Annotated in this window: 26 protein-coding genes; 11 read left to right on the top strand and 15 right to left on the bottom strand. The window is 59.6% G+C overall.

Annotation, left to right across the window (positions count from 1 at the left end; translation table 11 throughout):
• Positions 1–12 precede the first annotated feature (12 nt).
• Positions 13–534: a DUF3617 domain-containing protein gene (locus tag PMI30_RS21220; RefSeq protein ID WP_008007839.1), complete on the top strand. Its 522-nt coding sequence runs from the start codon at positions 13–15 to the stop codon at positions 532–534.
• 106 nt (positions 535–640) lie between these two features.
• Here PMI30_RS21220 and PMI30_RS21225 read toward each other — a convergent pair whose 3' ends face one another.
• The 7 genes from PMI30_RS21225 to folE2 are packed head-to-tail and all read right to left on the bottom strand — an operon-like array spanning position 641 to position 6,788.
• The gene (locus PMI30_RS21225; RefSeq protein WP_008007837.1) at positions 641–1,543 is read right to left on the bottom strand and encodes a His/Gly/Thr/Pro-type tRNA ligase C-terminal domain-containing protein; all 903 of its coding nucleotides are present in this window, start codon (positions 1,541–1,543) and stop codon (positions 641–643) included.
• A gap of 33 nt (positions 1,544–1,576) precedes the next feature.
• Positions 1,577–2,914 carry a dihydroorotase gene (locus PMI30_RS21230; protein WP_008007835.1) on the bottom strand — a complete coding sequence of 446 codons (1,338 nt, stop codon included), beginning with the start codon at positions 2,912–2,914 and terminating at the stop codon, positions 1,577–1,579.
• Positions 2,915–2,916: 2 nt separating this feature from the next.
• Positions 2,917–3,477, bottom strand: coding sequence for a gamma carbonic anhydrase family protein (locus tag PMI30_RS21235; RefSeq protein ID WP_008007834.1), 561 nt, complete (start codon positions 3,475–3,477; stop codon positions 2,917–2,919).
• Entirely contained in the window at positions 3,474–4,349 is an 876-nt protein-coding gene (locus PMI30_RS21240) for a metal ABC transporter substrate-binding protein (RefSeq protein ID WP_008007832.1), read from the bottom strand. The genes PMI30_RS21235 and PMI30_RS21240 overlap by 4 nt, the downstream gene beginning before the upstream one ends.
• An 11-nt stretch (positions 4,350–4,360) precedes the next feature.
• A complete protein-coding gene (locus PMI30_RS21245; RefSeq protein WP_008007830.1) occupies positions 4,361–5,227 on the bottom strand; it encodes a metal ABC transporter permease in 867 nt (288 codons plus the stop codon).
• Positions 5,227–5,895: a metal ABC transporter ATP-binding protein gene (locus tag PMI30_RS21250; RefSeq protein ID WP_008007827.1), complete on the bottom strand. Its 669-nt coding sequence runs from the start codon at positions 5,893–5,895 to the stop codon at positions 5,227–5,229. The genes PMI30_RS21245 and PMI30_RS21250 overlap by 1 nt, the downstream gene beginning before the upstream one ends.
• Entirely contained in the window at positions 5,892–6,788 is an 897-nt protein-coding gene (gene folE2, locus PMI30_RS21255) for a GTP cyclohydrolase FolE2 (RefSeq protein WP_008007825.1), read from the bottom strand. Before folE2 ends, PMI30_RS21250 begins: the two co-directional genes overlap by 4 nt.
• 86 nt (positions 6,789–6,874) lie before the next feature.
• Here folE2 and PMI30_RS21260 point away from each other — a divergent pair, with 86 nt between their 5' ends.
• Positions 6,875–8,083 (top strand): N-acetylmuramoyl-L-alanine amidase, encoded by a 1,209-nt coding sequence (locus tag PMI30_RS21260; RefSeq protein WP_008007823.1) that lies wholly within the window; start codon positions 6,875–6,877, stop codon positions 8,081–8,083.
• Here PMI30_RS21260 and PMI30_RS21265 read toward each other — a convergent pair.
• Positions 8,080–8,457 (bottom strand): hypothetical protein, encoded by a 378-nt coding sequence (locus tag PMI30_RS21265; protein WP_008007820.1) that lies wholly within the window; start codon positions 8,455–8,457, stop codon positions 8,080–8,082. The two genes, PMI30_RS21260 and PMI30_RS21265, sit on opposite strands and share 4 nt — an antisense overlap.
• A 127-nt stretch (positions 8,458–8,584) precedes the next feature.
• Here PMI30_RS21265 and dksA point away from each other — a divergent pair, with 127 nt between their 5' ends.
• From dksA to PMI30_RS21280, 3 genes are read left to right on the top strand one after another with little or no spacing between them, the layout of a single operon-like run.
• Positions 8,585–8,989, top strand: a complete 405-nt coding sequence (dksA, locus tag PMI30_RS21270; RefSeq protein WP_008007817.1) for an RNA polymerase-binding protein DksA — start codon at positions 8,585–8,587, stop codon at positions 8,987–8,989.
• Positions 8,990–9,016: 27 nt separating this feature from the next.
• Positions 9,017–10,225, top strand: coding sequence for a zinc metallochaperone GTPase ZigA (gene zigA, locus PMI30_RS21275; protein ID WP_008007815.1), 1,209 nt, complete (start codon positions 9,017–9,019; stop codon positions 10,223–10,225).
• On the top strand, positions 10,225–10,875 hold the full coding sequence (locus PMI30_RS21280; protein ID WP_008007812.1) for a DUF1826 domain-containing protein: 651 nt from the start codon (positions 10,225–10,227) through the stop codon (positions 10,873–10,875). Before zigA ends, PMI30_RS21280 begins: the two co-directional genes overlap by 1 nt.
• A 4-nt stretch (positions 10,876–10,879) precedes the next feature.
• Here the strand turns inward: PMI30_RS21280 and PMI30_RS21285 are convergent, their stop codons facing one another.
• A complete protein-coding gene (locus tag PMI30_RS21285; protein ID WP_008007810.1) occupies positions 10,880–11,236 on the bottom strand; it encodes a hypothetical protein in 357 nt (118 codons plus the stop codon).
• A 27-nt stretch (positions 11,237–11,263) separates the two neighbouring features.
• Here PMI30_RS21285 and PMI30_RS21290 point away from each other — a divergent pair, with 27 nt between their 5' ends.
• The gene (locus tag PMI30_RS21290) at positions 11,264–12,226 is read left to right on the top strand and encodes a CobW family GTP-binding protein (protein WP_008007809.1); all 963 of its coding nucleotides are present in this window, start codon (positions 11,264–11,266) and stop codon (positions 12,224–12,226) included.
• Between the two features lie 127 nt (positions 12,227–12,353).
• Here PMI30_RS21290 and PMI30_RS21295 read toward each other — a convergent pair whose 3' ends face one another.
• Positions 12,354–12,767, bottom strand: a complete 414-nt coding sequence (locus PMI30_RS21295; protein WP_008007807.1) for a DUF3301 domain-containing protein — start codon at positions 12,765–12,767, stop codon at positions 12,354–12,356.
• A gap of 120 nt (positions 12,768–12,887) precedes the next feature.
• Here PMI30_RS21295 and pdxY point away from each other — a divergent pair, with 120 nt between their 5' ends.
• Positions 12,888–13,760, top strand: a complete 873-nt coding sequence (gene pdxY, locus PMI30_RS21300) for a pyridoxal kinase PdxY (RefSeq protein WP_007896534.1) — start codon at positions 12,888–12,890, stop codon at positions 13,758–13,760.
• A gap of 95 nt (positions 13,761–13,855) precedes the next feature.
• On the opposite strand, the gene PMI30_RS21305 is transcribed toward pdxY, so the two are convergent.
• Complete coding sequence (locus PMI30_RS21305) at positions 13,856–14,338, bottom strand: acyl-CoA thioesterase (RefSeq protein WP_007896533.1); 483 nt, start codon at positions 14,336–14,338, stop codon at positions 13,856–13,858.
• 196 nt (positions 14,339–14,534) lie between these two features.
• On the opposite strand from PMI30_RS21305, the gene PMI30_RS21310 reads away from it, so the two are divergent.
• Complete coding sequence (locus tag PMI30_RS21310; RefSeq protein ID WP_008007805.1) at positions 14,535–16,298, top strand: cation:proton antiporter; 1,764 nt, start codon at positions 14,535–14,537, stop codon at positions 16,296–16,298.
• A gap of 22 nt (positions 16,299–16,320) precedes the next feature.
• Here PMI30_RS21310 and PMI30_RS21315 read toward each other — a convergent pair whose 3' ends face one another.
• From PMI30_RS21315 to uvrD, 3 genes are all read right to left on the bottom strand, one after another.
• The gene (locus PMI30_RS21315) at positions 16,321–16,728 is read right to left on the bottom strand and encodes an SMI1/KNR4 family protein (protein ID WP_008007803.1); all 408 of its coding nucleotides are present in this window, start codon (positions 16,726–16,728) and stop codon (positions 16,321–16,323) included.
• Positions 16,729–16,864: 136 nt separating this feature from the next.
• A complete protein-coding gene (locus PMI30_RS21320; RefSeq protein ID WP_008007801.1) occupies positions 16,865–17,740 on the bottom strand; it encodes a Tim44 domain-containing protein in 876 nt (291 codons plus the stop codon).
• A gap of 312 nt (positions 17,741–18,052) precedes the next feature.
• The gene (gene uvrD / locus PMI30_RS21325) at positions 18,053–20,236 is read right to left on the bottom strand and encodes a DNA helicase II (RefSeq protein ID WP_008007799.1); all 2,184 of its coding nucleotides are present in this window, start codon (positions 20,234–20,236) and stop codon (positions 18,053–18,055) included.
• Between the two features lie 259 nt (positions 20,237–20,495).
• Here uvrD and PMI30_RS21330 point away from each other — a divergent pair, with 259 nt between their 5' ends.
• The 3 genes from PMI30_RS21330 to PMI30_RS21340 all read left to right on the top strand — a co-directional run bounded on the left by PMI30_RS21330 (position 20,496) and on the right by PMI30_RS21340 (position 24,943).
• Positions 20,496–23,369, top strand: coding sequence for an EAL domain-containing protein (locus tag PMI30_RS21330; protein WP_008007797.1), 2,874 nt, complete (start codon positions 20,496–20,498; stop codon positions 23,367–23,369).
• A gap of 271 nt (positions 23,370–23,640) precedes the next feature.
• Entirely contained in the window at positions 23,641–24,507 is an 867-nt protein-coding gene (gene hexR / locus PMI30_RS21335) for a transcriptional regulator HexR (protein WP_007896526.1), read from the top strand.
• A gap of 223 nt (positions 24,508–24,730) precedes the next feature.
• Positions 24,731–24,943, top strand: coding sequence for a PA3496 family putative envelope integrity protein (locus PMI30_RS21340; protein ID WP_008007795.1), 213 nt, complete (start codon positions 24,731–24,733; stop codon positions 24,941–24,943).
• Here PMI30_RS21340 and PMI30_RS21345 read toward each other — a convergent pair.
• Positions 24,885–25,847, bottom strand: a complete 963-nt coding sequence (locus tag PMI30_RS21345) for a LysR family transcriptional regulator (protein WP_008007793.1) — start codon at positions 25,845–25,847, stop codon at positions 24,885–24,887. The genes PMI30_RS21340 and PMI30_RS21345 overlap by 59 nt on opposite strands.
• Positions 25,848–25,862 lie beyond the last annotated feature (15 nt).

Genomic DNA, 25,862 nt, shown 5'->3' with positions numbered 1-25,862 from the left:
AGGAGTTACTCGATGAACGTTCGTCTGCTGGGTTTGGCCATTGCGTTTGGTTTGACACTTCCTGTGGCTGCTCAGGCGCAGATGTTGCAACCGGGTTTGTGGGAAATGACTTCAAGCAACATGAAGGTCGATGACCAGAACCTGCCCGACCTGCAATTGATCCTCGGTCAGATTCAGAGTCAGATGACCCCTGAACAGCGCGCGCAGCTGGAGAAGCAGGGCATCACCATGGGTGGCAAAGGGATTCGGGCTTGCCTGACTCCTGAGCAGGTGAAGACTGACAACATTCCACTGACGGACCCGCAATCGGGCTGCAAGCAGCAAATTACCGAACGCACCGGCAACCAGTGGAAATTCCGTTTCAGCTGTCCGAAAGCGCAAGGTGCGGGTGTCGCCACATTCCTCAGCGATCGTGAGTTCACGACCAAGGTCAACGGTACCTTCAACGCCACCGGCATTCAGCAGAAGGGTAGCCTCGATACTCGCGCTGTGTGGTTGGGGCAGGATTGCGGGACCGTTAAACCACGGGCCTAAAAGCTTCGCGGGCAAGCCTCGCTCCTACAGGGCATCAATGTCGTTTCGTGATCGTGCGAACACCACAAATCCTGTAGGAGCGAGGCTTGCTCGCGAAAGCGTCCGCTCAGGCACCTCCGGTCTTGGGCGGATTCAACAATTCACACACCGCCTCAATCCTTTTCTCCCCGAAGTTCTCTCCGCTGCCGCTGCGCATACTGACAAACCCGCCTTCCTTTTCCTTCTCACCCACTACCAACAGATACGGCACTTTCTGGCTGTGCTGGCGAATCTTGTGGCTGATTTTCTCGTTACGCAGATCCGAGTTGGCCCTCAGTTCGCGGCGGCGCAGTGCCTGGGTCACTGAGTGCGCATAAGCGGTCTGACGTTCATCGATGTTCACGACCATCACCTGCGGCGGCGCTCGCCAGGTGTCCAGCTCCTGTTGGCTGGACCAGCACGTTCCGTAGATCCGTTGCTGCGACGTGCCGCTGATATGGTCCAGAGTGAACGCTTGCAATACCTTGGTGGTGGGAACATGCGGGCCTGCTGCGAAACTTTCAAAATCCCCCAAGCGATACAGCGATAACCGTTCGGTTGACGTCGCCTGGGGAGCTGGTTCCCGGCGGATCGAATGGTTGGTCGTCGCCAGTGCATGCATGCGCGCTTCGATAACTGGCAGCTCGGCCAGAGTTAAAGAGCGCTGGAAAGCAAACTCATAAAAGAAACCATCACCCAGCGACGATCCGGCTCGCAACTGCGCATTCGGATGGAGCTGTTTGACGGCCATGGCCAGCATCAGCGCGCAGGAACGGCGAAGGATCTCCAGGCCATCGGGTTCCTGGGGCGTGACGATACTGACCCGGGCATCGCCCTCGATCAGGAACCCACAGTCCACCAACACGCCGTCGACGCGACCGGCCACCGCCGCGTTGGCCAACCCGAGACTGATAGTTGCAGCGACTTCATACACAGTCAGCGGCTGATCGTACTCACGCAATGAACCATCGGGCAGGGTGATGTGGATCATGATCGTGTTCTCGAAAGTTTTCGATAACGCGCGCTAGCGCATAAACCGTAGGGCTAAACCCTGGCAGCTGTCATTAAGACGTTGGTCGTGCCAGGCAATTTGCCCCGACACCACCGTGGTTCTGACGCTGTGGCGAAAACGACGGTGGATGAAAGGCGTCCAGCCGCATTGAGAGAGGATCGGTTGCCGGGAAACGGCAAGGCCGTCGGGCTCGGGTTTGATCAATACCAGGTCGGCCCAGTAGCCTTCGCGCAGGTAGCCGCGGTCGGGGATGGCAAACAGATCGGCGACCCGGTGACTGGTCTTGGTCACGAGGGTGGTGATCGGCAGTATCTCATCGGACACCAGCTCCAGCAACGCGGGCAGGGCGTGTTGCACCAACGGCAAACCGGATGGCGCCTGACAGTAGGGCTGCTGCTTTTCGGCCCAGGTATGAGGCGCGTGATCACTGCCGATCACATCCAGTCGATTGCTCAACAATGCTTTGCGCAAGGCATCGCGGTCGGTCTGAGTCTTGATCGCCGGGTTGCACTTGATCAGGTTGCCAAGGCTCGGGTAGTCGCGATCATCGAACAGCAAGTGATGCAGACAGACTTCGGCGGTGATGCGTTTCTGTGCCAGCGGCTGGTCTTCGAACAGCGCCAGTTCGCGGGCCGTGCTCAAGTGTAAAACGTGAAGTCGGGTGCCGTGTTGCCTGGCCAGATCAACGGCCATTGAGGAGGAGCGAAAGCACGCTTCGGCGTTGCGGATCAGCGGGTGAGCGGCGGGCGGAAGGTGCTCGCCGAACAGCTCTCGCAGATTCGCGGCATTGGCTTGGATGCTGGGTGTGTGTTCGCAGTGAGCCAACAGAATGGTCGGCACCTCGGCGAAGAGCCGCTCGAGAATCCGTGGATCGTCCACCAGCATGTTGCCGGTGGAGGCGCCCATGAACACTTTGACTCCGGCCACCTCACAAGGATTGAGCGCGGCGACGGTATCGAGATTGTCGTTGCTCACGCCGAAATGAAAACCGTAATTGGCCACTGAGCTGGTCGCCGCCCGACGCTTCTTGTCGGCCAGCGCGGCGAGGGTCAGGGTGGCCGGGGAGGTGTTGGGCATGTCCATGAAGCTGGTGATTCCGCCAGCCACTGCCGCCCTGGATTCGGTATGGAAGCTGCCCTTGTCCGGCGCTCCGGGATCGCGGAAATGCACCTGGTCATCGATCATGCCCGGCAACAGCCATTGACCGTTGGCGTCGATTTCCACGGCGGCCGTTTCACCTTCGATACTGCTGGCGATCTTGACGATGCGGCCGTGGCTTACCAGCAAATCACCGTCGAATTCACGACCTTCATTGACCAGCCGGGCGTTGCGAATCAACACGCTGCTCATGGTCAGAATTCGTTTTGCAGGGCTTTGTAGCCCCGCACCAAATCAACGTTGGTGCGCGCCACATCCTCGGAAAACTCCGAGGCGCTGACGCTCACCGGTGGGAACTGCGACAGGTCAGTGTTGGGGCCGATGCGCGTGGTGGAGGGCACGTAGAAGTCTTCAGGCAAGTCACGACCGTCGACCACCGAGTTGTGCCGCACCACGCAACCGTCGCCCACCGCGCAGTTGAACAGCACGCTGTTGAACCCGATGAACACGCGGTTACCGACGGTGCAGGGGCCATGCACGATGGAGCGGTGGGCGATAGAGCTGAACTCGCCAATGGTCACCGCGGCACCGGACTTGGAGTGGATCACCACGCCGTCCTGGATGTTCGAATTGGCGCCGATGGTGATCGCTTCCATCTCGCCCGAGTCGTCCACTTCGTCGGCGCGAATCACCGCATAGGGACCGACGAAAACGTTCTCGCCGATCACCACTTTGCCGCAGATGATGGCGGTTTTATCCACGTACGCCGACTCTGCAATCAACGGCAGATCACCCGAAGGATTCTTGCGGATCATGGCTTGCTCAACGCCTCATACAAGGTGTTGAGGTTGTATTCGAACAACCCGGCGAATGTGCTGGCCGGGCCGGTCGCCGCGAGGGCATCGGAGTACAGCGTGCCGCCGATATGCGCGCCGCTTTCATCGGCGATTTGTTTGAGCAGGCGTGCGTCCTTGATGTTTTCCATGAACACCGCTTTGACCTTGGCCTGACGGATCTGCGTGATCAGCGCAGCGACTTCGGCGGCCGACGGTTCACGTTCGGTAGACAGTCCTTGAGGTGCCATGAAGTCGATGCCGTAAGCCTGACCGAGATAGCCGAAGGCGTCATGGGAGGTCACGATTTTGCGATTACCCGGCGGCAGCGAACCGAGCTTGGCTTTGGCCTCGGCGAGCAAGGCATAGATTTTTTTCAGGTAGGCCTGGCTGTTGTGTTCGTAGTCGGTTTTGTTGGCAGGGTCGGCGGCGATCAGCGCTTTGGTGATGTTGCTGATGTACAGCTCGGTGTTCGCCAGGTTGTGCCAGGCGTGTGGATCGGGAATGGTTTCGCCATCTTCATCCAGCGAGCGTGGGATGACACCGTGGCTGGCACTGATGATCGCGGCTTTGGTCTCGGTGCTGGTCACCAGACGGTCCAGCCATGGCTCGAAACCTAGCCCGTTCTTGATGATCAATCTGGCCTTGAGCAATGCCTTGGCATCGTCCGGAGTTGGCTCGTAGGTATGGGCATCGGCGTCCGGCCCGACCATGTTGGTGATCTGGATATGGTCGCCGCCGACCTGATGGGTCATGTCGGCGAGGATGCTGAAGCTGGTGACTACCTGGAGTTTTTCCGCGGCAGACAGCGACATCGACAGCATCAAACTGAACAGCACGAGTAAAGCGCGCATCGGGTAACACCTCATTGGGATGTGAGCAAAGGCGGGCGGCGCAGCAAACCGTGCACCGGACCGAACACCACGGACAGCAAATACAAAGCGCCAGCCACCAGCACGATCGCCGGGCCGCTGGGTAGCGAGTAGTAAAACGACAGCAACAAGCCGAACCAGACCGAGAGGCAGCCGAGCAGCGCGGCGATGACCATCAGTACCGGCAAGCGGCGACTCCAGAAGCGAGAAGCCGCGGCCGGCAACATCATCAAACCGACCACCATCAGGGCACCGATGGCCTGGAAACCGATCACCAGATTCAGTACCACCAGAGTCAGAAATACCCCGTGAGCCAGTGGCCCGAGGCGGCTGACGGTTTGCAGAAAGAGCGGGTCGAGGGTGTCCAGCAACAGGGGTTTGTAGATGAGGGCCATGGCGATCAGGCTGAAACCCGAGACCCAAATCATGCCGGTCAAGGTCGGCCCATCGACCGCGAGCGCCGAGCCGAACAACAGGTGCAACAGGTCCAGTCGCTTACCGGCAATGCCGAGGATCAGCACGCCGCTGGCCAGCGATATCGGGTAGATCGCGGCCAGGCTCGCGTCTTCCCTCAGGCCGGTGCGGCGGGTGATCCAGGCGGCCAGTCCGGCCATGCTCAGGCCAGCGCCGAGGCCACCAATGGTCAACGCGGGCAGACTCAACCCGGCGAACCAGAAGCCCAATGCGGCGCCGGGCAAGATGCCGTGAGCCACCGCGTCACCGATCAGGCTCATGCGCCGTAGAATCAAAAACACCCCAAGCGGTGCCGTGCTGCACGCCAGAACGAGACCACCAAGCAACGCCCGGCGCATGAATACGAATTCGTGGAACGGTTGCCAAAGCTGAGTGGCAGCGATCATCAAGCCACCTGCGTCTGGGGTTGTTGGCGAATCAGATCGGTACTGGGGCCGAGGACGCAGCCGCTGCTTTTGATCAATAGGGCTTGGGGGATGTGTTGGCGCACGGCGGCCAGGTCATGACACACCACGACCAGGGTTCGGCCTTCGGCATGCCAGGCATAGATGTGTTTCCAGAGCAGCGCCTGGCCGAGTTCGTCGAGCGCGGCGTGGGGTTCGTCGAGCAACAACAAGGGGGCCTCGGCGAGACTCAACCGGGCGAGCAGGGCACGTTGCAATTCGCCCCCGGAGAGGGCCATCAATGGGCGATGTTCCAGGCCGGTCAGACACCAGTCTTCCAACGCCGACTTGAGGTGCTGGCTGCGAATCTCCGGAGCATGCTTGCTGCCCCAGAAACCAGCGGCCACTAACTCTTGCAGGCTGATGGGGAATTGCCGGTCCAGGTGTTGTTGCTGAGGCAGGAACGAAAGGCCACCTTTGCGTGGAACATCAATGATGATTTTTCCAGCCAGTGGCTTTTGCAGACCGGCGATGACTTTCAGCAGGCTGCTTTTACCCGAGCCGTTGGCACCGATGACAGCGGTCAGACTTCCTTTGGGTAACTGGCAATCCACCGACGGAGTGAGCGGTTGACCGGGTGCACCCCAGCGCAAGGCTTGGCATTGGATCATGCGGCCTCCCAATTCCAGCGACTTTCGGCGACAGCATCGTGGGCATGAAGACTTTCGGCGTGAACGACTCGCACGTGAAAGGCGTTGATGCCTGGAGAGCGTTTCAGGGCCAGGTTCAAGCGTCGGGCAGCGTCTTCGCAGAACATCAGGTTCTGGCCGTTGGCGAGGGCGAAGGCTTGTTCATCGGCGCGTTTCACGGCGGTTTGCACAGCGGTGCCGAGGGCTGCTTCCGCATCGTTGATCGCGGCGATCAGCGGCAGGTCATCCAGATAGTCGTCCAGACGAAGCTGCAATTGCGCATTGCTGCGTTGGCTATGCGGCGTGGCGACGATGCCTTTCGTGGAGCCGAGCCAAGCCAGAACGTCAGCGTGTTGCAATGACCGATTGGCAAAGTCATCAACGAATTGTTGCTGAATCAACTGCCGCGAAAGTGCTGCTGAGCACGGGCAGGTTGAGGAATAAGCAACGTCGATTTTTAGTTCCACGTGGAACATCGCGTTTTTCAAACTGGCTTCGATGCTCACCGGATAAGTTTTCCAGCCGGCCAGTGGACTGACGAGCGCAGGTCTTTTGAGCAATAGTTCGGTGTGAATTTTCAGGTAAGCGTTGTGGGAAAGCCCTTCATGGGTTTCGAGAAAATTCTGCAAGACTCGCCGCAATAACGCCGGCGAAAGGTTTTCCTGCTCAAGCATTTCCAACGCCAGATACAGCCGCGACATATGGATTCCACGCGCCTCTCCATCGTCGAGACTAACGCCAGCGTCGGCCTTTGCGCTCAGTCGCTGGCCATCGAATAAAACAGGAAGAGCAATGCCGCACATGCCCACCCAATCAAGTGGCAGGGCTTGGCGTGAGGCCTGCGCGGCGATATCCGGCAGAGTCAGCGCATTCATGAGCAGGTCCATCGTGGGAGTTGATTTGGCATGTTATATTATAACAATCAAATCGACGATGCCTTTTTCGTGAGCGGGCCTTCACCATGCACAGACGTCACTTGCTCAACCTGATTCTGGCCAGCGCGGCCTTCGCTTTTCCCTTTAGTGCGTCGGCCACGCAAATTCGCAATGCACGACTGTGGCGTTCGGACGACAAGCTGCGATTGGTGTTCGATCTGAGCGGGCCGGTGCAATACAAGACATTTTCCTTGAGCGCTCCGCAGCGGCTGATCATCGATCTGAGTGGCGCCAATCTCAGCGGCGACCTCAGTCAGTTGGCACTCAGCAACACGGTGATCCGCTCAATTCGCTCCGGACATTTCGGCCAGGGTGATACGCGGATCGTCCTCGACCTCAGCGGCCCGGTGCAGCTCAACAGTTTCCTGCTGGCGCCACAGGACGGGCAGGGGCACCGATTGGTGCTCGATCTGAAGACCGCTGCGCCGCTACAGATCGCGGCGGTGCCGTCGGAAAAACCTGAACCCGTCACCGACAAGGCCCACCCCAAGCGCGACATCATCGTAGTGGTCGACCCGGGTCACGGCGGCAAAGACCCGGGCGCGGTCGGTGCCAAAGGTGAGCGGGAAAAAGACGTGGTGCTGTCGATCGCCCAATTGCTGGCCAAGCGGCTGAAGCGCGAGAAGGGCTTCGACGTGAAACTGGTGCGCAACGACGACTTCTTCGTCCCGCTGCGTAAACGCGTGGAGATCGCCCGCAAGCACAATGCCGACATGTTCATCTCGGTTCATGCGGATGCGGCGCCGCGCCTCACCGCTTCAGGTGCGTCGGTGTACTGCCTGTCCGAAGGTGGCGCGACCTCGGCCACGGCGCGCTTCATGGCGCAACGGGAGAACGGTGCAGACCTGCTGGGTGCCACCAGCCTGCTCAATCTCAAGGATAAGGATCCGATGCTCGCCGGGGTGATTCTCGACATGTCGATGAATGCCACCATCGCCGCCAGCTTGCAGCTGGGCAGCACGGTGCTCGGCAGCCTCGCGGGCATCACCACGCTGCATCAGAAGCGCGTGGAACAAGCGGGATTCGCTGTATTGAAGTCGCCGGATGTGCCGTCGATTCTGGTGGAAACCGGCTTCATCTCAAACGCCCGCGACAGTCAGCGACTGGTGACTGCCCGCCATCAGCAAGCCGTGGCGGATGGTTTGTTCGAAGGTTTGCAGCGCTATTTTCAGAAGAACCCACCGATGAACAGCTACATCGCCTGGCAGCAGGAACAGAAAAAGACGCAGGCCTAGCAGCCGGTCATCCGGCTACACGTGAACTTGCCGCTACTGCCGCCGGAACTGGAAAAACGATTGATGGTTGTCCAGCCAACCCGGCGGTTGTAGCCGACCCAGGCCTCGCCATCGGACGCGATGCCCGTGAAGAATGTCAGTTGCCCGTAGCGGCTGTTGGTTTGCGCCCATTGGCGTTTGCCGGCTACTTCGAAGCCGCGCAGATAGATCGTGCTACCGACGGTGTTAACGCTGTAGGCATTGCCATCGGCATCTACGCAGGCCAGCAGATTGGCGCTACGGGTGCAGTTGGCCAGGCTCGGGATTTGTCCCCAGGCATCGACCGCGATCAGCAGCGAAAGGCTCAACAGCGAGAATTTCAGAGCGTTTCCCATGGCATTTCTCAAGGGGGCGGACGGGCTAAAGCATCGTGCCCTTTGTCGTGGGGAACAAGAGGGGAGTGGCTTATTTGCGTTGTTATACTATAACATAAAAATACACCCGCTCTGATGATCCACCGCCATGACTGAACTAGAACTCCTCGCTCAACCCGCCGCCGATTACATGAATGACGCCCAGCAAGGCTTCTTTCGCGACCTGTTGCTGGCTCAGCGCAGCGACCTGCAGGAGCGCATTAGCGGCGAGTTCGACGCGTTGCGCGAGCAGGAACCCCACAGCGATCCCGCCGACATCGGCAGCGCCGAAGAACAGCGCCAGTGGCAACTGCGCCTGCTGGAGCGGGAAAAGAAGCTCCTGGACAAGATTGACGAAGCCCTCGAGCACCTGGCTCGCGGTGAGTACGGCTGGTGTCGCGAAACCGGTGAGCCGATCGGCCTCAAACGCCTGCTGCTGCGACCCACCGCCACTCTGTGTATTGAAGCCAAAGAACGTGAAGAGCTGCGCGAACGCCATCAACGGGCGATTTGACCGGCCACATCCGATGAGGAATACCTGATGCCCAATCGTCTCCCCGTGACCGTCCTGTCGGGCTTTCTCGGTGCCGGAAAAAGTACACTGCTTAATTACGTACTACGTAATCGCGAAAATTTGCGAGTGGCGGTGATCGTCAATGACATGAGTGAGATCAACATTGATGGCAGCGAAGTTCAACGCGATGTGAGCCTGAACCGGGCCGAAGAAAAACTCGTGGAAATGAGCAACGGCTGCATCTGCTGCACCTTGCGCGAAGATTTGCTCGAAGAGGTCAGCAAACTCGCCAAGGACGGTCGTTTCGATTACCTGTTGATCGAGTCCACAGGCATTTCCGAGCCTCTACCCGTGGCGGAAACCTTCACGTTTCGCGATGAAGAAGGGCAGAGCCTGGCGGACATCGCGCGGCTCGACACTATGGTTACCGTGGTCGACGGCATGAATTTCCTGCTCGACTATCAGGCTGCCGAAAGCCTCGCATCCCGTGGCGAAACGCTGGGGGAGGAGGACGAACGCTCGATCACCGACCTGTTGATCGAGCAGATCGAATTCGCCGACGTGATCCTGATCAGCAAGATCGATTTGATCAGCAGTAGCGAGCGCAAGGAGTTGATCGCGATCCTCGAACGGCTCAACTCCCAGGCGGAAATCATTCCGATGGTCATGGGCGAAGTGCCGCTCAAGAGAATCCTCAATACCGGGCGCTTCGACTTCGAAAAGGCCGCTCAGGCACCGGGATGGTTACAGGAACTGCGCGGTGAACACGTGCCGGAAACCGAGGAATACGGTATCGCCTCCACGGCTTATCGAGCGCGGCGACCGTTTCATCCACAGCGTTTCTTCAGCTTCATCGACCGTCCGTGGGTGAACGGCAAATTGCTGCGTTCCAAAGGCTTTTTCTGGCTGGCCAGCAAACACAGGGACGCTGGCAGCTGGTCCCAGGCCGGCGGCTTGATGCGCCACGGTTTTGCCGGGCGCTGGTGGCGTTTCGTGCCAAAAAACCAGTGGCCGCAAGACGAAGAAAGTACCGCCGGGATCATGGAAAACTGGACGGCGGCCACCGGTGATTGCCGCCAGGAACTGGTGTTTATCGGCCAGAACATCGACTTCGCGCAACTCACCGTCGAACTCGATAACTGCCTGCTGACGGACGATGAAATGGCCTTGGGCGTCGAGGGCTGGCAGTTACTGCCCGATCCGTTCGGTCCTTGGCACGAAGAGGCGGCCGCCTGATGTTGGTGCCCAGTCTTAAGCTGCGACCGGTCATTCGCCAGGTTCAAGGTGATACGCCAAAAGCGCTGACCGGAATTCTGGACGACGGCGTAAACCTCGCCCTCTGGCAACGCCAACTCCCGGCGCACATTGCTGATTTCGGTCGTTTGTTGTTGTCCCTGAACGAGCCGCTGGCCGAGTCGCTGTCCCTGGAAATGCCCGGCGATGACGCCGAACCCAATCTTCACGGTTTAGCCTCAGGCTTCAGCGATCTGGAAGGCTACGAAGGCTTTATCGCCGATGTTTCATGGCTGGTCAGCGCCTTCGCCTGCTTGTTGGGCGCCCAGCGTATCGGCCTGCGCCTGCGGGTTCTGGACACAGCCATGTGCCCGCGTTTCCACGTCGATCATGTGCCGGTGCGGTTGATCACCACCTACGCAGGTATCGGCAGCCAGTGGCTGAAAGAAGGGGCAATCGATCGCCGGCAATTAGGCAAACCTGACGCCGAACCGCAGGACGAGTCGCTGGTCCAGCAAATCACCAGCGGCGAAGTGGCGTTGCTAAAAGGGGAGAAGTGGCACGGCAACGAAGGCTTCGGTTTGATCCACCGTTCGCCGCAACCGGCGCCGGGCGAGCGTCGTTTGATTCTGACCCTCGACTGGCTGAGTTAACGGCTCAAGGTTTGAGCCAGGTTCCCTGGCTCTGCGCTTCGCAAAACGGCTTCAAATATGCCGCATCGGTGGCCACGCCGTAATAGTGAATATCCTGCCGGTAAGGCATATTGGCGACTTGAGCGTTGCTGCACACCCCGAACGCGCCGGCAGGGCATTGGTCGACGTACTGCACCTCGACTTTCTGCCCGGGCAGATTCGGCTGGCAGAAACCATCGGCGAACAGTTTTTCCGGGATGTTGCGGTTTTGCTGGCAAACCTTCACGTCGAGCCGCGCAGCCGTGCTGTGCACCACGCAGGCCTGGGCCAGCGCTTCGCCCGATGTGAGCGCCAGCAGCAACGACCATCCCATCAACCGCATTCTTTACCTCCTCAGAAAACCTCGACCATGTTGCAGAACATTCCCACCCACGTCATTGCCGGCCCGTTGGGGGCCGGCAAGACCAGCCTGATCAAGCACCTGTTGGCGCAACGGCCCGCGGGTGAGCGTTGGGCGGTGTTGATCAATGAGTTCGGCCAGATCGGTCTGGATGCCGCGCTGTTGACCCAGGATGCCGATGGTATCGCACTGGGGGAAGTGGCCGGGGGCTGTTTGTGTTGCGTCAATGGTGCACCGTTTCAGATCGGCCTCGGGCGGTTGCTGCGCAAGGCACGACCGGATCGACTGTTCATCGAACCCTCCGGGCTGGGACATCCGGCGCAGTTACTCCGGCAATTGAGGGAGGCGCCGTGGCAAGGTGTCCTGGCGGTGCAACCGTGCGTGCTGGTGTTGGATGCCCAAGCGCTCGTGGCCGGAAAACCGCTACCTGCGGCGCAGCAGCAAGCGTTGGACAGTGCCGGGTTGCTGTTGCTGAACAAGGCAGAAGGCCTCGACGACAGTGATCGCCAGCGAATCGCCGCGCGGTTGCCGAAACGTCCCTTGTACTGGACGCAGCAAGCCGTCTTGCCATTGAGTGAGTTGCCGGGGCTCGGGGCTCAGGCTGTCGGGGGGGTGGATAACTTTGTCATGCCCAAGGGATTGGCGCAGATGCCGGCCATCTGGACCGACCCCACACTGCCGATTTGCTTGAGTCAGGCGCAAGAGGGCGGCTGGAGTGTTGGATGGCGGTGGCATCCGAGTCAGATATTCGACTCCGTATTGATCGGGGAGTGGCTTGAGCGTCTTGAATGGCGGCGGGCGAAATTGGTTATCCACAGCGTCGAGGGTTGGGTGTCGGCGAATGCGCTGGATAACTCGTTGTTGGATTGGCAACTCAGCGAATGGCGTCGGGATTCGCGTATTGAGCTGATTTTCAGTGAGCAGCAGGCTGTCCCAGAACTGCAGGAAGGTTTGGCGGGGTGCCGCACTTAGGCAAATTAGCGAGTTTTTGTGCCGTTTTTGAAGGCCTCATCGCGGGCAAGCCCGCTCCCACAGGTACAGTGTGAACCTTGTGGGGGCGGGCTTGCTCGCGAATGGATTTAACTGACAACAACTACCTTCAAGGCCGCCACTTGGTGTGTTCTTGCCGCCACTGGCTCAGTTCAATCACCTCGGCTCTGGGCCTCTCGATATCGACCACCGGCGGAGTGTCGTCGAACGGCATCGGGTAGGGTGCGAGCTCGATCTGTGCGCTGTGGGCGCCGAACTGAGTGATGGTGCCGGTGTGGCGGGTTTCGCCGGTCACGGTGAATTCGAAGTTATACACACGGGCCAGGCGCCGACGGCCGTTGGCGTCTTTAATGAAAGCGATCTTCTTCAAGGCTACGTTGCCGTCCAGCAGCTCGATCCGCAGCTTGGCGCAATGCTGCATGGCCCGCTCCAGCGCGCGTTCGCGCAAGCCGTGGTTGTGCCACAACCACGCGCCACCGGTGGCGAGCAGCATCAGCACGAAGATATTTCCGAGGGTCAGCATCAACAGGGTGCTCCAACAAGATAGTGCCAGCTTAACTGCGTCGCCGGTCTGTCGTACAGGCTGTGTTTAGTCGCATACTGCGCGGCTCCAATTTCAATCGTTTGACGGAAAACTCACCGAATGAAGCGTACGCCCCATCTGCTCGCCATCCAGTCCCACGTGGTGTTCGGCCACGCTGGCAACAGCGCCGCGGTTTTCCCGATGCAGCGGGTCGGGGTGAACGTCTGGCCGCTCAATACCGTGCAGTTCTCCAACCACACGCAATATGGCCAGTGGGCGGGTGAAGTGCTGGCCCCGCATCAGATTCCGGAATTGGTGGAAGGCATCGCGGCGATTGGCGAGCTGGGCAACTGCGATGCCGTGTTGTCCGGTTACCTCGGTAGTGCGGCCCAGGGCCGAGCGATTCTCGCGGGCGTGGAACGAATCAAATCGATCAATCCCAAAGCGGTATACCTCTGCGACCCCGTGATGGGGCATCCGGAGAAGGGCTGCACCGTTCCAGCCGAGGTCAGCGATTTTCTGCTGGAAGAGGCGGCAGCGGTGGCCGACTTCATGTGCCCGAACCAGTTGGAGCTGAACAGCTTCTCGGGGCGCAAGGCGCAGTCATTGTTCGATTGCCTGGCCATGGCGCGAGCGCTGCTGGCGCGCGGTCCGAAGGCGGTGCTGGTCAAGCATCTGGACTATCCCGGCAAATTGGCGGATGGCTTCGAGATGTTGCTGGTGACCGCTGAAGGCAGCTGGCACCTGCGTCGGCCGCTGCTGGCGTTTCCGCGTCAGCCGGTGGGCGTTGGCGATCTGACTGCCGGGCTGTTCCTGGCACGCGTGCTGTTGGGTGACAGTCTGGTGAGTGCCTTCGAATTCACCGCGGCGGCGGTGCATGAAGTGATGCTGGAAACCCAGGCCTGCGCCAGCTATGAGCTGGAACTGGTGCGGGCGCAGGACCGGATTGCCCATCCGCGGGTGCGGTTCGAAGCGACGGCGATCAGCCTTTAAAAAGCTTCGCGGGCAAGCCTTGCTCCTACACAGGGATGGCGCATTACCCGTAGGAGCGAGGCTTGCCCGCGAAAGCGATCTAAAGACCGAACACGTCAGGCGTCGCCCTTGATGTCCTGATAACGCTTTTCCAGTTCCTGACGAATCTGCCGACGCTGCTGGGCCTGCATGTACCGACGCTTGTCTTCACTGTTCTGCGGTTGCAGCGGCGGGACTGCGGCCGGTTTGCGCTGGTCATCCACCGCGACCATGGTGAAGAAGCAGCTGTTGGTATGGCGCACCGAGCGCTCGCGGATGTTCTCGGTCACGACCTTGATGCCCACCTCCATCGAGGTGTTGCCGGTGTAGTTGACCGAGGCCAGAAAAGTCACCAGTTCGCCGACGTGAATCGGCTCGCGGAAGATCACCTGATCCACTGACAAGGTCACCACATAGCGACCGGCATAGCGGCTGGCGCAGGCGTAGGCCACTTCATCGAGGTATTTGAGCAGGGTGCCGCCGTGGACATTGCCAGAGAAGTTGGCCATGTCGGGGGTCATCAATACCGTCATCGACAGCTGGGCGTTTCCGGGTTCCATAACGTACTCACGGGTTCAAGGCAGGATTCGGGGTTACACCTCTGTGGGTGCTTGGTTTTTCAAACCAACAGTTATCGGGACGCCGGGCGGATGGTCGCCGTCACGCCCGGATCGATCTGTTTCCATATATTGCACCGCCTTTCTGCCAGAAGTCGCGGTGTTACCCTTCGAAAGGCCACTCCAAGGAGCCTACGCCATGCATGCCATCAGTTTCATTCAGGATCTGGCAGTGATCATGTTGATCGCGGGTGTGGTGACCGTGCTCTTTCATCGTCTCAAACAACCGGTGGTGCTCGGCTACATCGTCGCCGGCTTCATCATCGGCCCGCACACGCCGCCGTTCAGCCTGATCCACGATGAAGCAACCATCAAGACCCTCGCCGAGCTCGGGGTGATTTTCCTGATGTTCTGCCTGGGGCTGGAGTTCAGCCTGCGCAAGCTGTTCAAGGTCGGCGCCACGGCGTTCATCGCAGCGTTCCTGGAAATCGTCCTGATGATCTGGATCGGCTATGAAATCGGCCGCTGGTTCGACTGGAATACCATGGATTCGCTGTTCCTCGGCGCGATCCTGGCGATTTCCTCGACCACCATCATCGTCAAGGCGCTCAACGATCTGAAGATGAAGAACGAGCGTTTTGCACAGCTGATCTTCGGCGTGCTGATCGTCGAAGACATCCTCGGCATTGGCATCATCGCGTTGCTGTCGAGCATCGCGGTCAGCGGCACAGTCAGTTCCGGCGAGGTCTTTTCCACGGTCGGCAAGCTTTCACTGTTCATGATTGTCGCACTGGTTATCGGCATTCTGCTGGTGCCCCGACTGCTGGCCTATGTGGCCAAATTCGACAGCAACGAGATGCTGCTGATCACCGTACTGGGCCTGTGTTTCGGCTTCTGCCTGCTGGTGGTCAAACTTGAATACAGCATGGTCCTCGGCGCGTTCCTGATTGGCGCGATCATGGCTGAATCGCGGCAACTGCTGAAGATCGAGCAGTTGATCGAGCCGGTTCGCGACTTGTTCAGTGCGATTTTCTTCGTCGCCATCGGCCTGATGCTCGACCCGATGATCCTGCTGCAATACGCCTGGCCGATCGCGGTGATCACCGTGGCTGTGGTGCTGGGCAAGATGCTGTCCTGCGGCCTCGGCGCTTTTATCGCCGGCAATGACGGACGCACCTCACTGCGAGTGGGGATGGGGCTTTCACAGATTGGCGAATTCTCTTTCATCATCGCGGCGTTGGGCATGACGCTGCAGGTCACCAGCAACTTTCTCTACCCGGTGGCGGTGGCCGTTTCGGTGATCACCACGCTGTTGACGCCGTATCTGATCCGCGCGGCCGACCCGCTGTCGATCAAGCTTGCTGCGGTGATGCCGCAACGTCTGGGCCGTGTGCTGGGGATGTATGGCGAATGGCTGCGCAGCATTCAGCCTCAGGGCGAGGGTGCACTGCTGGCGTCGATGATTCGGCGGATTCTGTTGCAGGTAGGGGTCAATCTGGCGCTGGTGGTTGCGATCTTTCTCTCGGGCGCGTTCTTCGCCGAGCGCATGTCCGTTTACCTGCAAGCCTGGGTCAGCGACCCGAGCTGGCAGAAAGCGTTGATCTGGGGCGGGGCGTTGCTGTTGTCGCTGCCGTTCCTGATCGCCGCCTATCGCAAGCTCAAGGCGCTGTCTATGCTGCTGGCAGAGATGGGTGTGAAGCCGGAAATGGCCGGTCGCCACACACAACGAGTACGTCGGGTGATCGCCGAAGTGATCCCGATACTCTCATTGTTAGTGATTTTCCTGCTGCTGGCAGCCTTGTCGGCCAGTATTCTGCCGACCAACAAGTTGCTGGTGCTGATCGTCATAGTCGCGGCCGCGGTGGCGGCGCTGCTCTGGCGCTGGTTCATCCGCGTGCATACGCGGATGCAGGTGGCCTTGCTGGAAACGCTGGACAATCACAAGGACTCGTCCGGGCATTGAACACGCGATGCATCAGGGCGGATCAGCTTTCCAGCCAGACGTCCCGCGCCCAGTGCCATACCGATTCCCAGGTTTCTTCGGCGATCAGCTCTTCTTCGGCCAGCCACAGCACCACGGTGCCGTCTTCTTCGACCAGGTAGTAATTGTCACCGTCCTGGCAGATCGGAATCATGCTGCGATCGACGCCAGCATCCCAGGCGTTGGCGGCAACGTCCGGCAGGTAGGTGTGGGACTGCGGATCGGTGACGGTCACCGGCTCCAGGCTGCCGTAGACCACGTCGCTTACGGTCAGCAAAAATTCTCTGAAGACGAACGGGATGTCGATGAACAGTTGCTCTTCGATTTCCACAATCTGATCTTCGTCAGGCAATTCCAAGGGGACCGGTACCGGTTCGTTGGCTTCACGTAGTTGTTCGATGATTTCTTCCACGTCCGGGATCCTCTTGCTTGATGGCGCGGTTTAGTTGGGGCGGTTTATACAGTAGCTCGCTATAGATGCAACCGCGAAATAGAAAACCCCGGCCGAGGCCGGGGTTTTATTACAACAGGTGAAACGCGGGAAGTGATCAGCCGTTCTGGCGGATACCGGCCACCAGCCAAGGCTGGTTTTCGCCCTGTGGACGTTCCATGTTCCAGCTTTCGCTGAAAACTTCGCCTTGATCGAAGCGCGAGGACTTCGACACGCCGCTGAAGGTCAGGGTGGCGATAGTCTTGTCCGCACGGTCATCAACGCCGTCCAGTTGTACCTGGAGGTTATCGATGTAGGTCGACTGGAAGCCGTCACCCAGATCGGCACGTTCGCGTTTGAGGAACTCCAGCAGTTGCGGAGTCACGAACTCGGCGATCTTGTCCATTTCGTTGGCGTCCCAATGCTGCTGCAGGGACTGGAAGTGGTTGCGGGCCGCTTCAATGAAGTTGTGTTCATTGAACCAGGCTGGCGCGTTGATCACCGGACGAGCGGCTACTGGTGCTGCCGAGCCGCCGAAGATCGAACCCATGGCTGTTGGTTTCTGTTCGAACACTTCACGCTGCATCGGTGCGCCGGCTGGAGCCATGTGCTCCTGCTGCTTGCGACGACGGGCGGCGATGAAGCGGAAGACCAGGAAGGCGATGACCGCCATGATCAGGATGTCGAAGATCTGCATGCCCTGGAAGCCGCCGCCCATGAACATGGAGGCCAGCAGGCCACCCGCCGCGATACCGGCCAGAGGGCCGAGCCAGCGCGAAGCACCGCCGGCCTTGGCAGCGGCGCCAGCAGCACCGGCCGCACCCGCAGTGGCAGCAGCGCCGCCAGCAGCAGAAGAAGGAGCCATTTGGCTGGTCTGGTGAGTCGGCGCAGCGCCGGAGCTCTTGCCGCCACCAAAGCGCTTGGCGGCATTGGCGTCGAGGCTCATCGTCAGGCCAATGCACAACGCCATGGCGATGCTAAGAAAACGTTTCATAAAGGGAATTCCCATTTGTGGATGGCACGCGCGCCATGTTGCACAGCTGAAGTGTTGCTGGCTAGCGGCAGAGTGTTTCGGGCTTTTGCCTGACAGGTTGTGTTCAGCTTCAGTCAGCGCAATAAGGCCTGTTGGCTTGGGTCTGTAGGACGAGTGGATGGGTTCTGTAGGAAAAGCGACAAATGCCGCTGCGTGATCAAACTGTGGGAGCGAGCCTGCTCGCGATAGTTGCAGCGCGGAATAGCAGAAACACCGCGTCATCGTTCATCGCGAGCAGGCTCGCTCCCACAGAAATGTCCCTGACGGTCGCTTTTAGATGGCTTCCAGCTTGGCGTAACCCAGCATCAACCACTTGCTGCCTTCGCTGAAGTTCACCTGCACCCGCGCCTGAGCGCCAGCGCCTTCGAAATTCAGGATCACCCCATCGCCGAATACTGAATGCCGCACGGTCTGGCCAAGGCTGAACCCGGTGTCCGGGATCTCGCTGCCGCCGAACAGGCTGCTGGAGCTCTGCTGCTGGCCGCCGCCGAACGGACGGCTGACGCTGTTGGACAGCCGCACTTCCTGAATCAGGCCTTTGGGCACTTCACGTACGAAACGCGACACTTTGTTGTAGGTCTCGCTGCCGTACAAACGTCGGGTTTCCGCATAGGTCAGCACCAGGTTCTGCATTGCCCGGGTGATCCCGACGTAGGCCAGACGGCGTTCCTCTTCAAGACGGCCGGGTTCTTCAAGGCTCATCTTGTGCGGAAACAGGCCTTCTTCCATGCCCACCAGGAACACGTAAGGGAATTCCAGGCCCTTGGCACTGTGCAGGGTCATCAACTGAATGCTGTCTTCGTGTTCGTCGGCCTGGGTATCTCCGGCCTCCAGCGAGGCGTGACCGAGGAACGCCGCCAATGGCGACTGCTCTTCATCCTCTTCCGGGTTTTCGAAGTTACGTGCGGCGCTGACCAGTTCCTCAAGGTTTTCTACCCGGGCCTGGCCTTTCTCGCCTTTTTCCGCCTGGTGGTAGGCGATTAACCCCGACTGCTCGATGACGGTCTGAGTCATCAGGTGCAGCGGCATTTCCAGGCACTTGGCGGCGAGGTTCTCGATCAGCTCGATAAACGCGCCAAGAGCACCGGCAGCACGACCGGTCAGACCCTTGTTGGCCACCAGCTGACGCATGGCTTCCCACATCGACACGTCGCTATGGCGCGCATGATCGCGGATCGCTTCGACGGTTTTTTCGCCGATGCCACGGGCCGGAACGTTAATTACCCGCTCGAGGGCCGCATCGTTGCCACGGCCTTCCAGCAAACGCATGTATGCCATGGCGTTTTTGATTTCAGCCCGTTCGAAGAAGCGCTGACCGCCATAAATGCGGTATGGAATGCGTTCGCGCAGCAAGGCTTCTTCCAAAACGCGCGACTGGGCGTTGGAGCGGTACAAAATCGCGATATCGCTACGAGCCAAGCCGGTTTTCAGCGCGCTTTCAATGGTTTCAACCACGTAGCGTGCTTCGTCGTGTTCGTTGAACGCCGCATACAGATTGATTGCTTCGCCTTCGCCGCCATCGGTCCACAGCTCTTTGCCCATGCGCCCGGTATTGTTGGCGATCAGGGCGTTCGCGGCTTTGAGGATCCCGGCTGTGGAGCGGTAGTTTTGCTCCAGACGAATGATCTGGGCATCCGGGAAGTCGTCGGAATACTGATAAATGTTCTCGATTTTCGCGCCACGCCAGCCATAGATCGACTGATCATCGTCGCCGACCACCATCAGGCTGTCGCCACCCTTGGCCAGCAGACGCAACCAGGCGTACTGCACGGCGTTGGTGTCCTGGAATTCGTCCACCAGAATGTGTCGGAAGCGCTTCTGATAATGGGCGAGCAGGCCCGGGTTATCGCGCCACAGATCGAGGGCGCGCAACAGCAGTTCAGAGAAATCGATGACGCCGGCACGCAGGCACGCGGCCTCGTAGGCTTCATAAATGCTGCGCATGGTCGCCAGGAACAGATCGCCGCTGGCTTGAATATGTTGCGGACGCAGACCTTCGTCTTTCTGCCCGTTGATGAACCACTGGGCCTGTCGGACCGGCCAGCGTTGCTCGTCCAGGCCCAGCTCGCGGATCACCCGCTTGACCAGCCGTTGCTGGTCGTCGCTGTCGAGAATCTGGAAGGTCTGGCTCAGGCCGGCTTCCTGCCAGTGCGCCCGCAATAAGCGGTGCGCGAGGCCGTGGAAGGTGCCAACCCACATGCCGGCCGGGTTGATACCCATCAGCTGCTCGATGCGGTGACGCATCTCGGCTGCGGCCTTGTTGGTGAAGGTCACCGACAGAATGGAGTGGGGCGAAGCGTTTTCGACCTGGATCAACCAGGCGATACGGTGCACCAGCACTCGGGTTTTACCGGAACCAGCACCGGCCAGGACCAACTGACGACCCACGGAGGCAGCTACGGCCTGACGTTGGGCATCGTTGAGGGAGTTCAGCAGAAGGGAGAGATCATCGCGCATCGGGGCATTCTAGGGTGCGCCGTCACACCGGGCAAACCGAGCTTTGCATTAGCCGATGAAAGAAGCACCGATGACGACCGGTCGGTCACTGGCTGCGAGCAGGGGCGGGGCTCGTCTGGATGCTTTTGCGCCGGATGCGGGCGACTAAAACTTTTGTCTATTTTATGACCTGAGGCAGTTTGGTCCGGGCATTTGCTTGTGTATGCTCCGTTCACAATTCGGGCTCGCATGCTCACTAATAAGAACAAGAACACTGCCTATGACCCTCAGCTCCGACCTGTCGGGCCCTTCTGTGGAGCCCCGGGTTATCCGCAAACAGTACGCCATGGAAATGGCGGTCGAACGCACGCGTCTGCTGTACCAGGGCTCGCTATTGCCGACGCTGTTCATGCTGATCAACGGTCTGGTGTGCGCCGGTTTGCTCTGGAGCCCGCAACGTTACTTCGTGGTCAGCGTCTGGCTGATCTGGTTATTGTCGCTGGTGGCGTTGCGGGTGATTCAGGTCGCGGCCTTCGATTCGGCGATTCCCAATCGTCAGGCCCATCCGGTCTGGCGTCGCATGTTCATGCTCGGCTCTGCGATGACTGGCCTGACCCTGGCCGGTGCCGGCATCGCGTTGGTGCCCGCTGACAATTTCATGCAGCAAGCCTGGGTGTTCGGCCTGATCGGCGCCGCAGCCCTCTCGGCCAGCGTCGCTTATGCCGTCAGCCTGCCGGCTTTTCTGTCCTTTACCTTGCCCTGTCTGTTGCCGGCCATCGGCTATCTGTTCTGGGGCGGGGATGAGCAGGAACAGGGCTGGGGCTGGTTCGGGCTGATTCTGCTGGGCTCGTTGAGCGTGGTCGCCTGGCAGGTCAATCGGCTGATCGATCAGGGGCTGCTGCGGCGCTTTCAAAATCAGGCACTGATCGAGCACTTGCAGCAGGCGCAAAGCCGCAGCGACCAGCTCAACCACGAGCTGGCCCGGGAAATCGATCAGCGCCGCCGTGCCGAAGACGAGTTACGCGAAACCCAGGTCGACCTCGAAAACCGGGTCGCCCAACGCAGTCTGGAACTGGACGCCGCCAGCCAGGCCTTGAGCAAGAGCGAAGCGCGACTGGCGCTGGCGTTGAAGGCGAGCGAACTTGGGCTGTGGGACTGGAACCTGCAAACCGACGAAGTCCATCACACTCAGCTTCAGGAGTTGTTCGGGCTGGAGCCGGAATACGTAACGGCGATGCTCCGCCACCTCAAGCCACGGCTGCACCCCGACGACTTGCCAGCGCTGAAGCGGGCGCTGGTCGAACACTTGAAGGGCCGCAGCGAGGATTATCAGATCGAGTATCGGGTACGGCATGGCGATGGCCATTGGGTCTGGATCGAGGACCGTGGCCGAGCGGTTGAGCGCAGCGAAAGCGGCCGGGTGATTCGCATGGTCGGCACCCGCCGCGATATCAGCGCCAGCAAGGGCCTGGAAGAACAGCGCCAACTGGCGGCAACGGTGTTCGAGGCGGCCAGCGAAGGCATTGTGATTTTCGACCCGAATTACGCGCTCATTGCCGTCAATCAAGCCTTCAGTCGGGTGACTGGCTACGACATCGACGACATGCTCGGGCGCAACGTGGTCGATTTGCCCTGCAGCCGCGACGCCCGTCGGCATTACGCGGCGATTCGTCAGGCGCTGGAGCTGCGCGGTAGTTGGCAGGGCGAGCTGGTGGAAACGCGCAAGAATGGCGAGTTGTATCCGCAATGGCTGCAATTGAATGCCGTGCGCGATACGCGGGGAAATGTGAGTCATATTGTCGGCTTCTTCGCCGATCTGTCTGCTCGGCGTGAATCCGAAGAGCGCATGCGCTACCTCACCCATTACGACGAGCTCACAGGATTGGCCAACCGCTCGTTGTTCCACGAACGACTGCGCGAGGCTCATCAGCGGGTGCGTCAGGGCGGTCGGCGCAGCCTGGCATTGCTGCACATCAATCTGGACCGATTCAAGCTGCTCAACGACAGCCTCGGCCACGAAATCGCCGATCAGCTGTTGCAGAAAATGGCTCGGCGCCTGGTCAATGCGCTGCCGGAAGCGGACACCATCGCCCGATTGTCCGGCGATGAATTCGCGGTGCTGTTCGATGCCTATGGCAACTTGTCGAGCCTGGCGCGCGTAGCGACCCGATTGTCGGCCAAGCTGCGTTTGCCAGTCACTGTCGAGGGTCATGAATTGGTGGTCAGTGCGTCCATGGGTATCAGTTTGTTGCCGGACACCGCGCGGGAAATTTCCGCGCTGGTCAGCCAGTCGAACATGGCCATGCAGCATGCCAAACACTTGGGCGGCAACAACTTCCAGTTCTACACCGACAGTCTGCAAGCCAGCACGATTGAGCGTCTACAACTTGAGAACCAGTTGCGCAAAGCCATCGAAGAAAAGCAGCTGAAAGTCTTCTATCAACCGAAACTCTGTCTCGCCACCGGCCGGCTGAATGCCGCCGAGGCGTTGGTACGCTGGAATCACCCGACCCTGGGCCAAGTGCCGCCGGGGAATTTCATCGGCCTGGCCGAGGAAACCGGGCTGATCGGCGCTATCGGCGAGTTCGTTTTGCGCCAGGCCTGTTGGCAAGCCTGCGAGTGGCAACGTCAGGGACTGGAGCCGATTCGGGTGTCGGTCAACCTGTCGGTGCATCAATTGCGTTCAGGGAAACTGGTCAGCCTGGTGCGTCAGGTGCTGGAGGAAACCGGCCTGGCGCCGCACTACCTGGAACTGGAGCTCACCGAAAGCCAGCTGCTGGACAGCGTCGAGCACATCATCGCGACCTTCCAGCAGTTGCGCGATCTTGGCGTGAAACTGGCGATCGACGATTTTGGCACTGGCTATTCGTCACTGAGCTATCTCAAACGCATCCCTGTGGACTACGTGAAAATCGATCAGGCGTTTATCCGTGGTCTGGGGGAGAGCAGCGAGGATGCGGCGATCACCCGGGCGATCATCGCCATGGCCCACGGCCTGTCGTTGAAGGTGGTGGCTGAAGGGGTGGAGCGGCCGGAGCAGTTGGAATTTCTGAGGGCCGAGCGTTGTGATGAAGTGCAGGGGTATTGGGTCAGTCGTCCGGTCGAGGCCGTCGACCTGGCCGAGCTTTTACGTCGCGATGCCGATCCTTTGTAGCCGCTGGCGAAGGCTGCGTTCGGCGGCGAAGCAGTCGTAAAACCTGCTTGCTGGATTTTTCCTGTTAAAGCGTATTCATCTTCACGACGGCTTCGCAGCCGAACGCAGGCTTCGCCAGCCGCTACAAGGACCGAGAGGGCTACATGGAGCGCATGTCGCATGAAATGGGGACATTGAGTTACGCATTGAGCAGGCAAAAAGCCGATTCATGTAGTATAACTACAAGCGTGCTACATCCCCGGCACCTGCCAATAACAAAGAGTCCAGCCCTTTGAATCTGCTGCAACACATCGCCCAGTCACGCCACCTGTTACGCAAGTCGGAGCTCAAGGTCGCCGACCACGTGCTGCTTGATCCTGCGGCGGTGATGCACAGCTCCATGGCCGACCTGGCCCACAGCGTAGGCATCAGCGAACCGACCATCGTGCGCTTTTGCCGCGCCATCGGTTGCTCCGGGTTTCAGGATTTGAAGCTGAAACTGGCGCAGAGCCTGGCGGCTGGCGCGAGCTTCGGGCAATTTGCGATCCATGAAGACGATTCAGTCGCCGATTACAGCCTGAAAATCTTCGACACCACCCTGCATACGCTGATGGAGGTTCGCGAGAAACTCGATCCGGTGGAGTTGCAGAGGGCTGTGTCGCTCATGTCTCAGGCCCAGCGTGTCGAGTTCTATGGATTCGGTGCTTCGGGCGCCGTGGCGGCGGATGCCCAGCATAAATTTTTCCGTTTACTGCTGACTGCGGCGGCGTATTCCGACCCGCACATGCAGGCGATGTCGGCGGTCACTTTGAAGCCGAGCGACGTGGCGATTTGTATTTCCCAATCAGGGCGTTCCAAGGACCTGCTGATCACCGCCAATCTGGTGCGCGAGAGCGGCGCTTCGTTGATCACGTTGTGCCCGAGCCAGACACCGTTGGCCGAGTTGTCGACCGTTAATCTGGCGATCGATGTGCACGAAGACACCGAAATCTATACGCCGCTGACGTCGCGCATTGCGCACCTGGTGGTGATCGATGTGCTGGCGATGGGCGTGGCCATGGCCCGCGGTCCGAGCCTGGTCAATCACCTGAAAAGCGTCAAACGCAGCCTTCGCAGCTTGCGGCTGTCGCCAAAATCGGTGAAAGCGCTGGACGATTGATTCAAGACTGTCACGGACCTTGTGGCGAGGGGGCTTGCCCCCGTTCGGCTGCGCAGCAGTCGCAAACGCTTTGGGGCCGCTACGCGACCCAACGGGGGCAAGCCCCCTCGCCACAGGTACAGTGTCGTCTGATGAATTTCATCAGTCTGTAACCTACAAGCCGCCAAACCGTCATCCCTCGCACCTATCTTGTAACTCCCGTACTCGCCTTGGGAGACTCGAAATGGCTCAGCCCTACGAAGAACGCAACAGCGCCGTCAAAACCCGTCGTCAGCAAGAAGATCAGCGCCGCATGGAATTTCGCCGCGCCATCGAAGATCGCTGCGAACGCCGCCAGCTACAGGCCGAAATTGGCGATTTTCCTGACGATCTCGAACTCAACTACTGGCAGGCGGCACCGGCAACTTCCCGTCGAAACGCTCAACCAGCGCGCTGATCTGCACCCGCTCGCTGCGAATAAACGCAAGGAACGCGTGCGCCACCGGTGACAGCCGTTTCGCCTTGGCTTGCACCAGGCACCAGCTGCGGTACAACGGCAGCTCTTCGACCGGCAACTCGATCAATCCGCCGGTCGCCAACTCAAGGTTCAGGGCGTGACGCGTCAACAGCGCCACGCCCAGACCCGCCAGCACACATTCACGCTGTGCTTCGGCTGACGAGACTTCCTGGGTCTGGTTGAAGTGCACGCGCTTCTCTTTGAAATATTCTTCGCAAGCCAGCCGAGTCCCGGAGCCGGATTCGCGCATCAGCAGTGTGTAGGGTTCAAGATCCTGCAAACGCAGCGGGCCCATGTGGCACAGCGGATGATCCGGTGGCGCCACGGCAACGATCGGGTTGTTGAGGAATGGCAAGAATTCCAGCCCCATGTCCTGCGGCACCATGGACATGATCACCAGGTCGTCGCGGTTGTCCGACAGTCGTCGAATGACCTGCCCGCGATTGACCACCGTCAGTTGCAGGTTTACTTCTGGATGTTGGCGCTTGAACGCGGCAAACAGATGCGGCACGAAATACTTGGCGCTGGATTCCACCGCCAGTTTCAGCTGGCCCTGCAATGAGCCTTGCATGTCCGACAGCTGCATATCGAGGTTTTCCAGGCGCCCGAAAATGTCCCGGCTGGCGCGCTGCAGTGCTTCGGCCGCCTCGGTCATGTAGAGTTTTTTGCCGACATAATCGAACAAGGGTTGGCCGATCAGCTCTTCGAGTTGACGAATCTGTAGGCTCACGGCAGGTTGTGTGAGAGACATTTCGTCGGCAGCGCGGCTGTAGGACCTTAAGTCGCACACCTCATTGAAGATCTGCAATTGACGCAAGGTCATACGCATCAATGACTTACGCATTTTCTAGAGGTCCTG

The organism is Pseudomonas sp. GM50, from assembly GCF_000282375.1.
In the GTDB taxonomy this organism is placed as follows: Bacteria; Pseudomonadota; Gammaproteobacteria; order Pseudomonadales; family Pseudomonadaceae; genus Aquipseudomonas.
Note: the sequence above shows the minus strand (reverse complement) of the source record. Positions and strands in the feature narration are given on the sequence as shown.

Bases quoted from the DNA above. Each gene is read 5' to 3' on its own strand.
- PMI30_RS21220 (WP_008007839.1), top strand. From the start codon at position 13: ATGAACGTTCGTCTGCTGGGTTTGGCCATTGCGTTTGGTTTGACACTT.
- PMI30_RS21225 (WP_008007837.1), bottom strand. From the start codon at position 1,543: ATGATCCACATCACCCTGCCCGATGGTTCATTGCGTGAGTACGATCAG.
- PMI30_RS21230 (WP_008007835.1), bottom strand. From the start codon at position 2,914: ATGAGCAGCGTGTTGATTCGCAACGCCCGGCTGGTCAATGAAGGTCGT.
- PMI30_RS21235 (WP_008007834.1), bottom strand. From the start codon at position 3,477: ATGATCCGCAAGAATCCTTCGGGTGATCTGCCGTTGATTGCAGAGTCG.
- PMI30_RS21240 (WP_008007832.1), bottom strand. From the start codon at position 4,349: ATGCGCGCTTTACTCGTGCTGTTCAGTTTGATGCTGTCGATGTCGCTG.
- PMI30_RS21245 (WP_008007830.1), bottom strand. From the start codon at position 5,227: ATGATCGCTGCCACTCAGCTTTGGCAACCGTTCCACGAATTCGTATTC.
- PMI30_RS21250 (WP_008007827.1), bottom strand. From the start codon at position 5,895: ATGATCCAATGCCAAGCCTTGCGCTGGGGTGCACCCGGTCAACCGCTC.
- folE2 (WP_008007825.1), bottom strand. From the start codon at position 6,788: ATGAATGCGCTGACTCTGCCGGATATCGCCGCGCAGGCCTCACGCCAA.
- PMI30_RS21260 (WP_008007823.1), top strand. From the start codon at position 6,875: ATGCACAGACGTCACTTGCTCAACCTGATTCTGGCCAGCGCGGCCTTC.
- PMI30_RS21265 (WP_008007820.1), bottom strand. From the start codon at position 8,457: ATGGGAAACGCTCTGAAATTCTCGCTGTTGAGCCTTTCGCTGCTGATC.
- dksA (WP_008007817.1), top strand. From the start codon at position 8,585: ATGACTGAACTAGAACTCCTCGCTCAACCCGCCGCCGATTACATGAAT.
- zigA (WP_008007815.1), top strand. From the start codon at position 9,017: ATGCCCAATCGTCTCCCCGTGACCGTCCTGTCGGGCTTTCTCGGTGCC.
- PMI30_RS21280 (WP_008007812.1), top strand. From the start codon at position 10,225: ATGTTGGTGCCCAGTCTTAAGCTGCGACCGGTCATTCGCCAGGTTCAA.
- PMI30_RS21285 (WP_008007810.1), bottom strand. From the start codon at position 11,236: ATGCGGTTGATGGGATGGTCGTTGCTGCTGGCGCTCACATCGGGCGAA.
- PMI30_RS21290 (WP_008007809.1), top strand. From the start codon at position 11,264: ATGTTGCAGAACATTCCCACCCACGTCATTGCCGGCCCGTTGGGGGCC.
- PMI30_RS21295 (WP_008007807.1), bottom strand. From the start codon at position 12,767: ATGCTGACCCTCGGAAATATCTTCGTGCTGATGCTGCTCGCCACCGGT.
- pdxY (WP_007896534.1), top strand. From the start codon at position 12,888: ATGAAGCGTACGCCCCATCTGCTCGCCATCCAGTCCCACGTGGTGTTC.
- PMI30_RS21305 (WP_007896533.1), bottom strand. From the start codon at position 14,338: ATGGAACCCGGAAACGCCCAGCTGTCGATGACGGTATTGATGACCCCC.
- PMI30_RS21310 (WP_008007805.1), top strand. From the start codon at position 14,535: ATGCATGCCATCAGTTTCATTCAGGATCTGGCAGTGATCATGTTGATC.
- PMI30_RS21320 (WP_008007801.1), bottom strand. From the start codon at position 17,740: ATGAAACGTTTTCTTAGCATCGCCATGGCGTTGTGCATTGGCCTGACG.
- uvrD (WP_008007799.1), bottom strand. From the start codon at position 20,236: ATGCGCGATGATCTCTCCCTTCTGCTGAACTCCCTCAACGATGCCCAA.
- PMI30_RS21330 (WP_008007797.1), top strand. From the start codon at position 20,496: ATGACCCTCAGCTCCGACCTGTCGGGCCCTTCTGTGGAGCCCCGGGTT.
- PMI30_RS21340 (WP_008007795.1), top strand. From the start codon at position 24,731: ATGGCTCAGCCCTACGAAGAACGCAACAGCGCCGTCAAAACCCGTCGT.
- PMI30_RS21345 (WP_008007793.1), bottom strand. From the start codon at position 25,847: ATGCGTAAGTCATTGATGCGTATGACCTTGCGTCAATTGCAGATCTTC.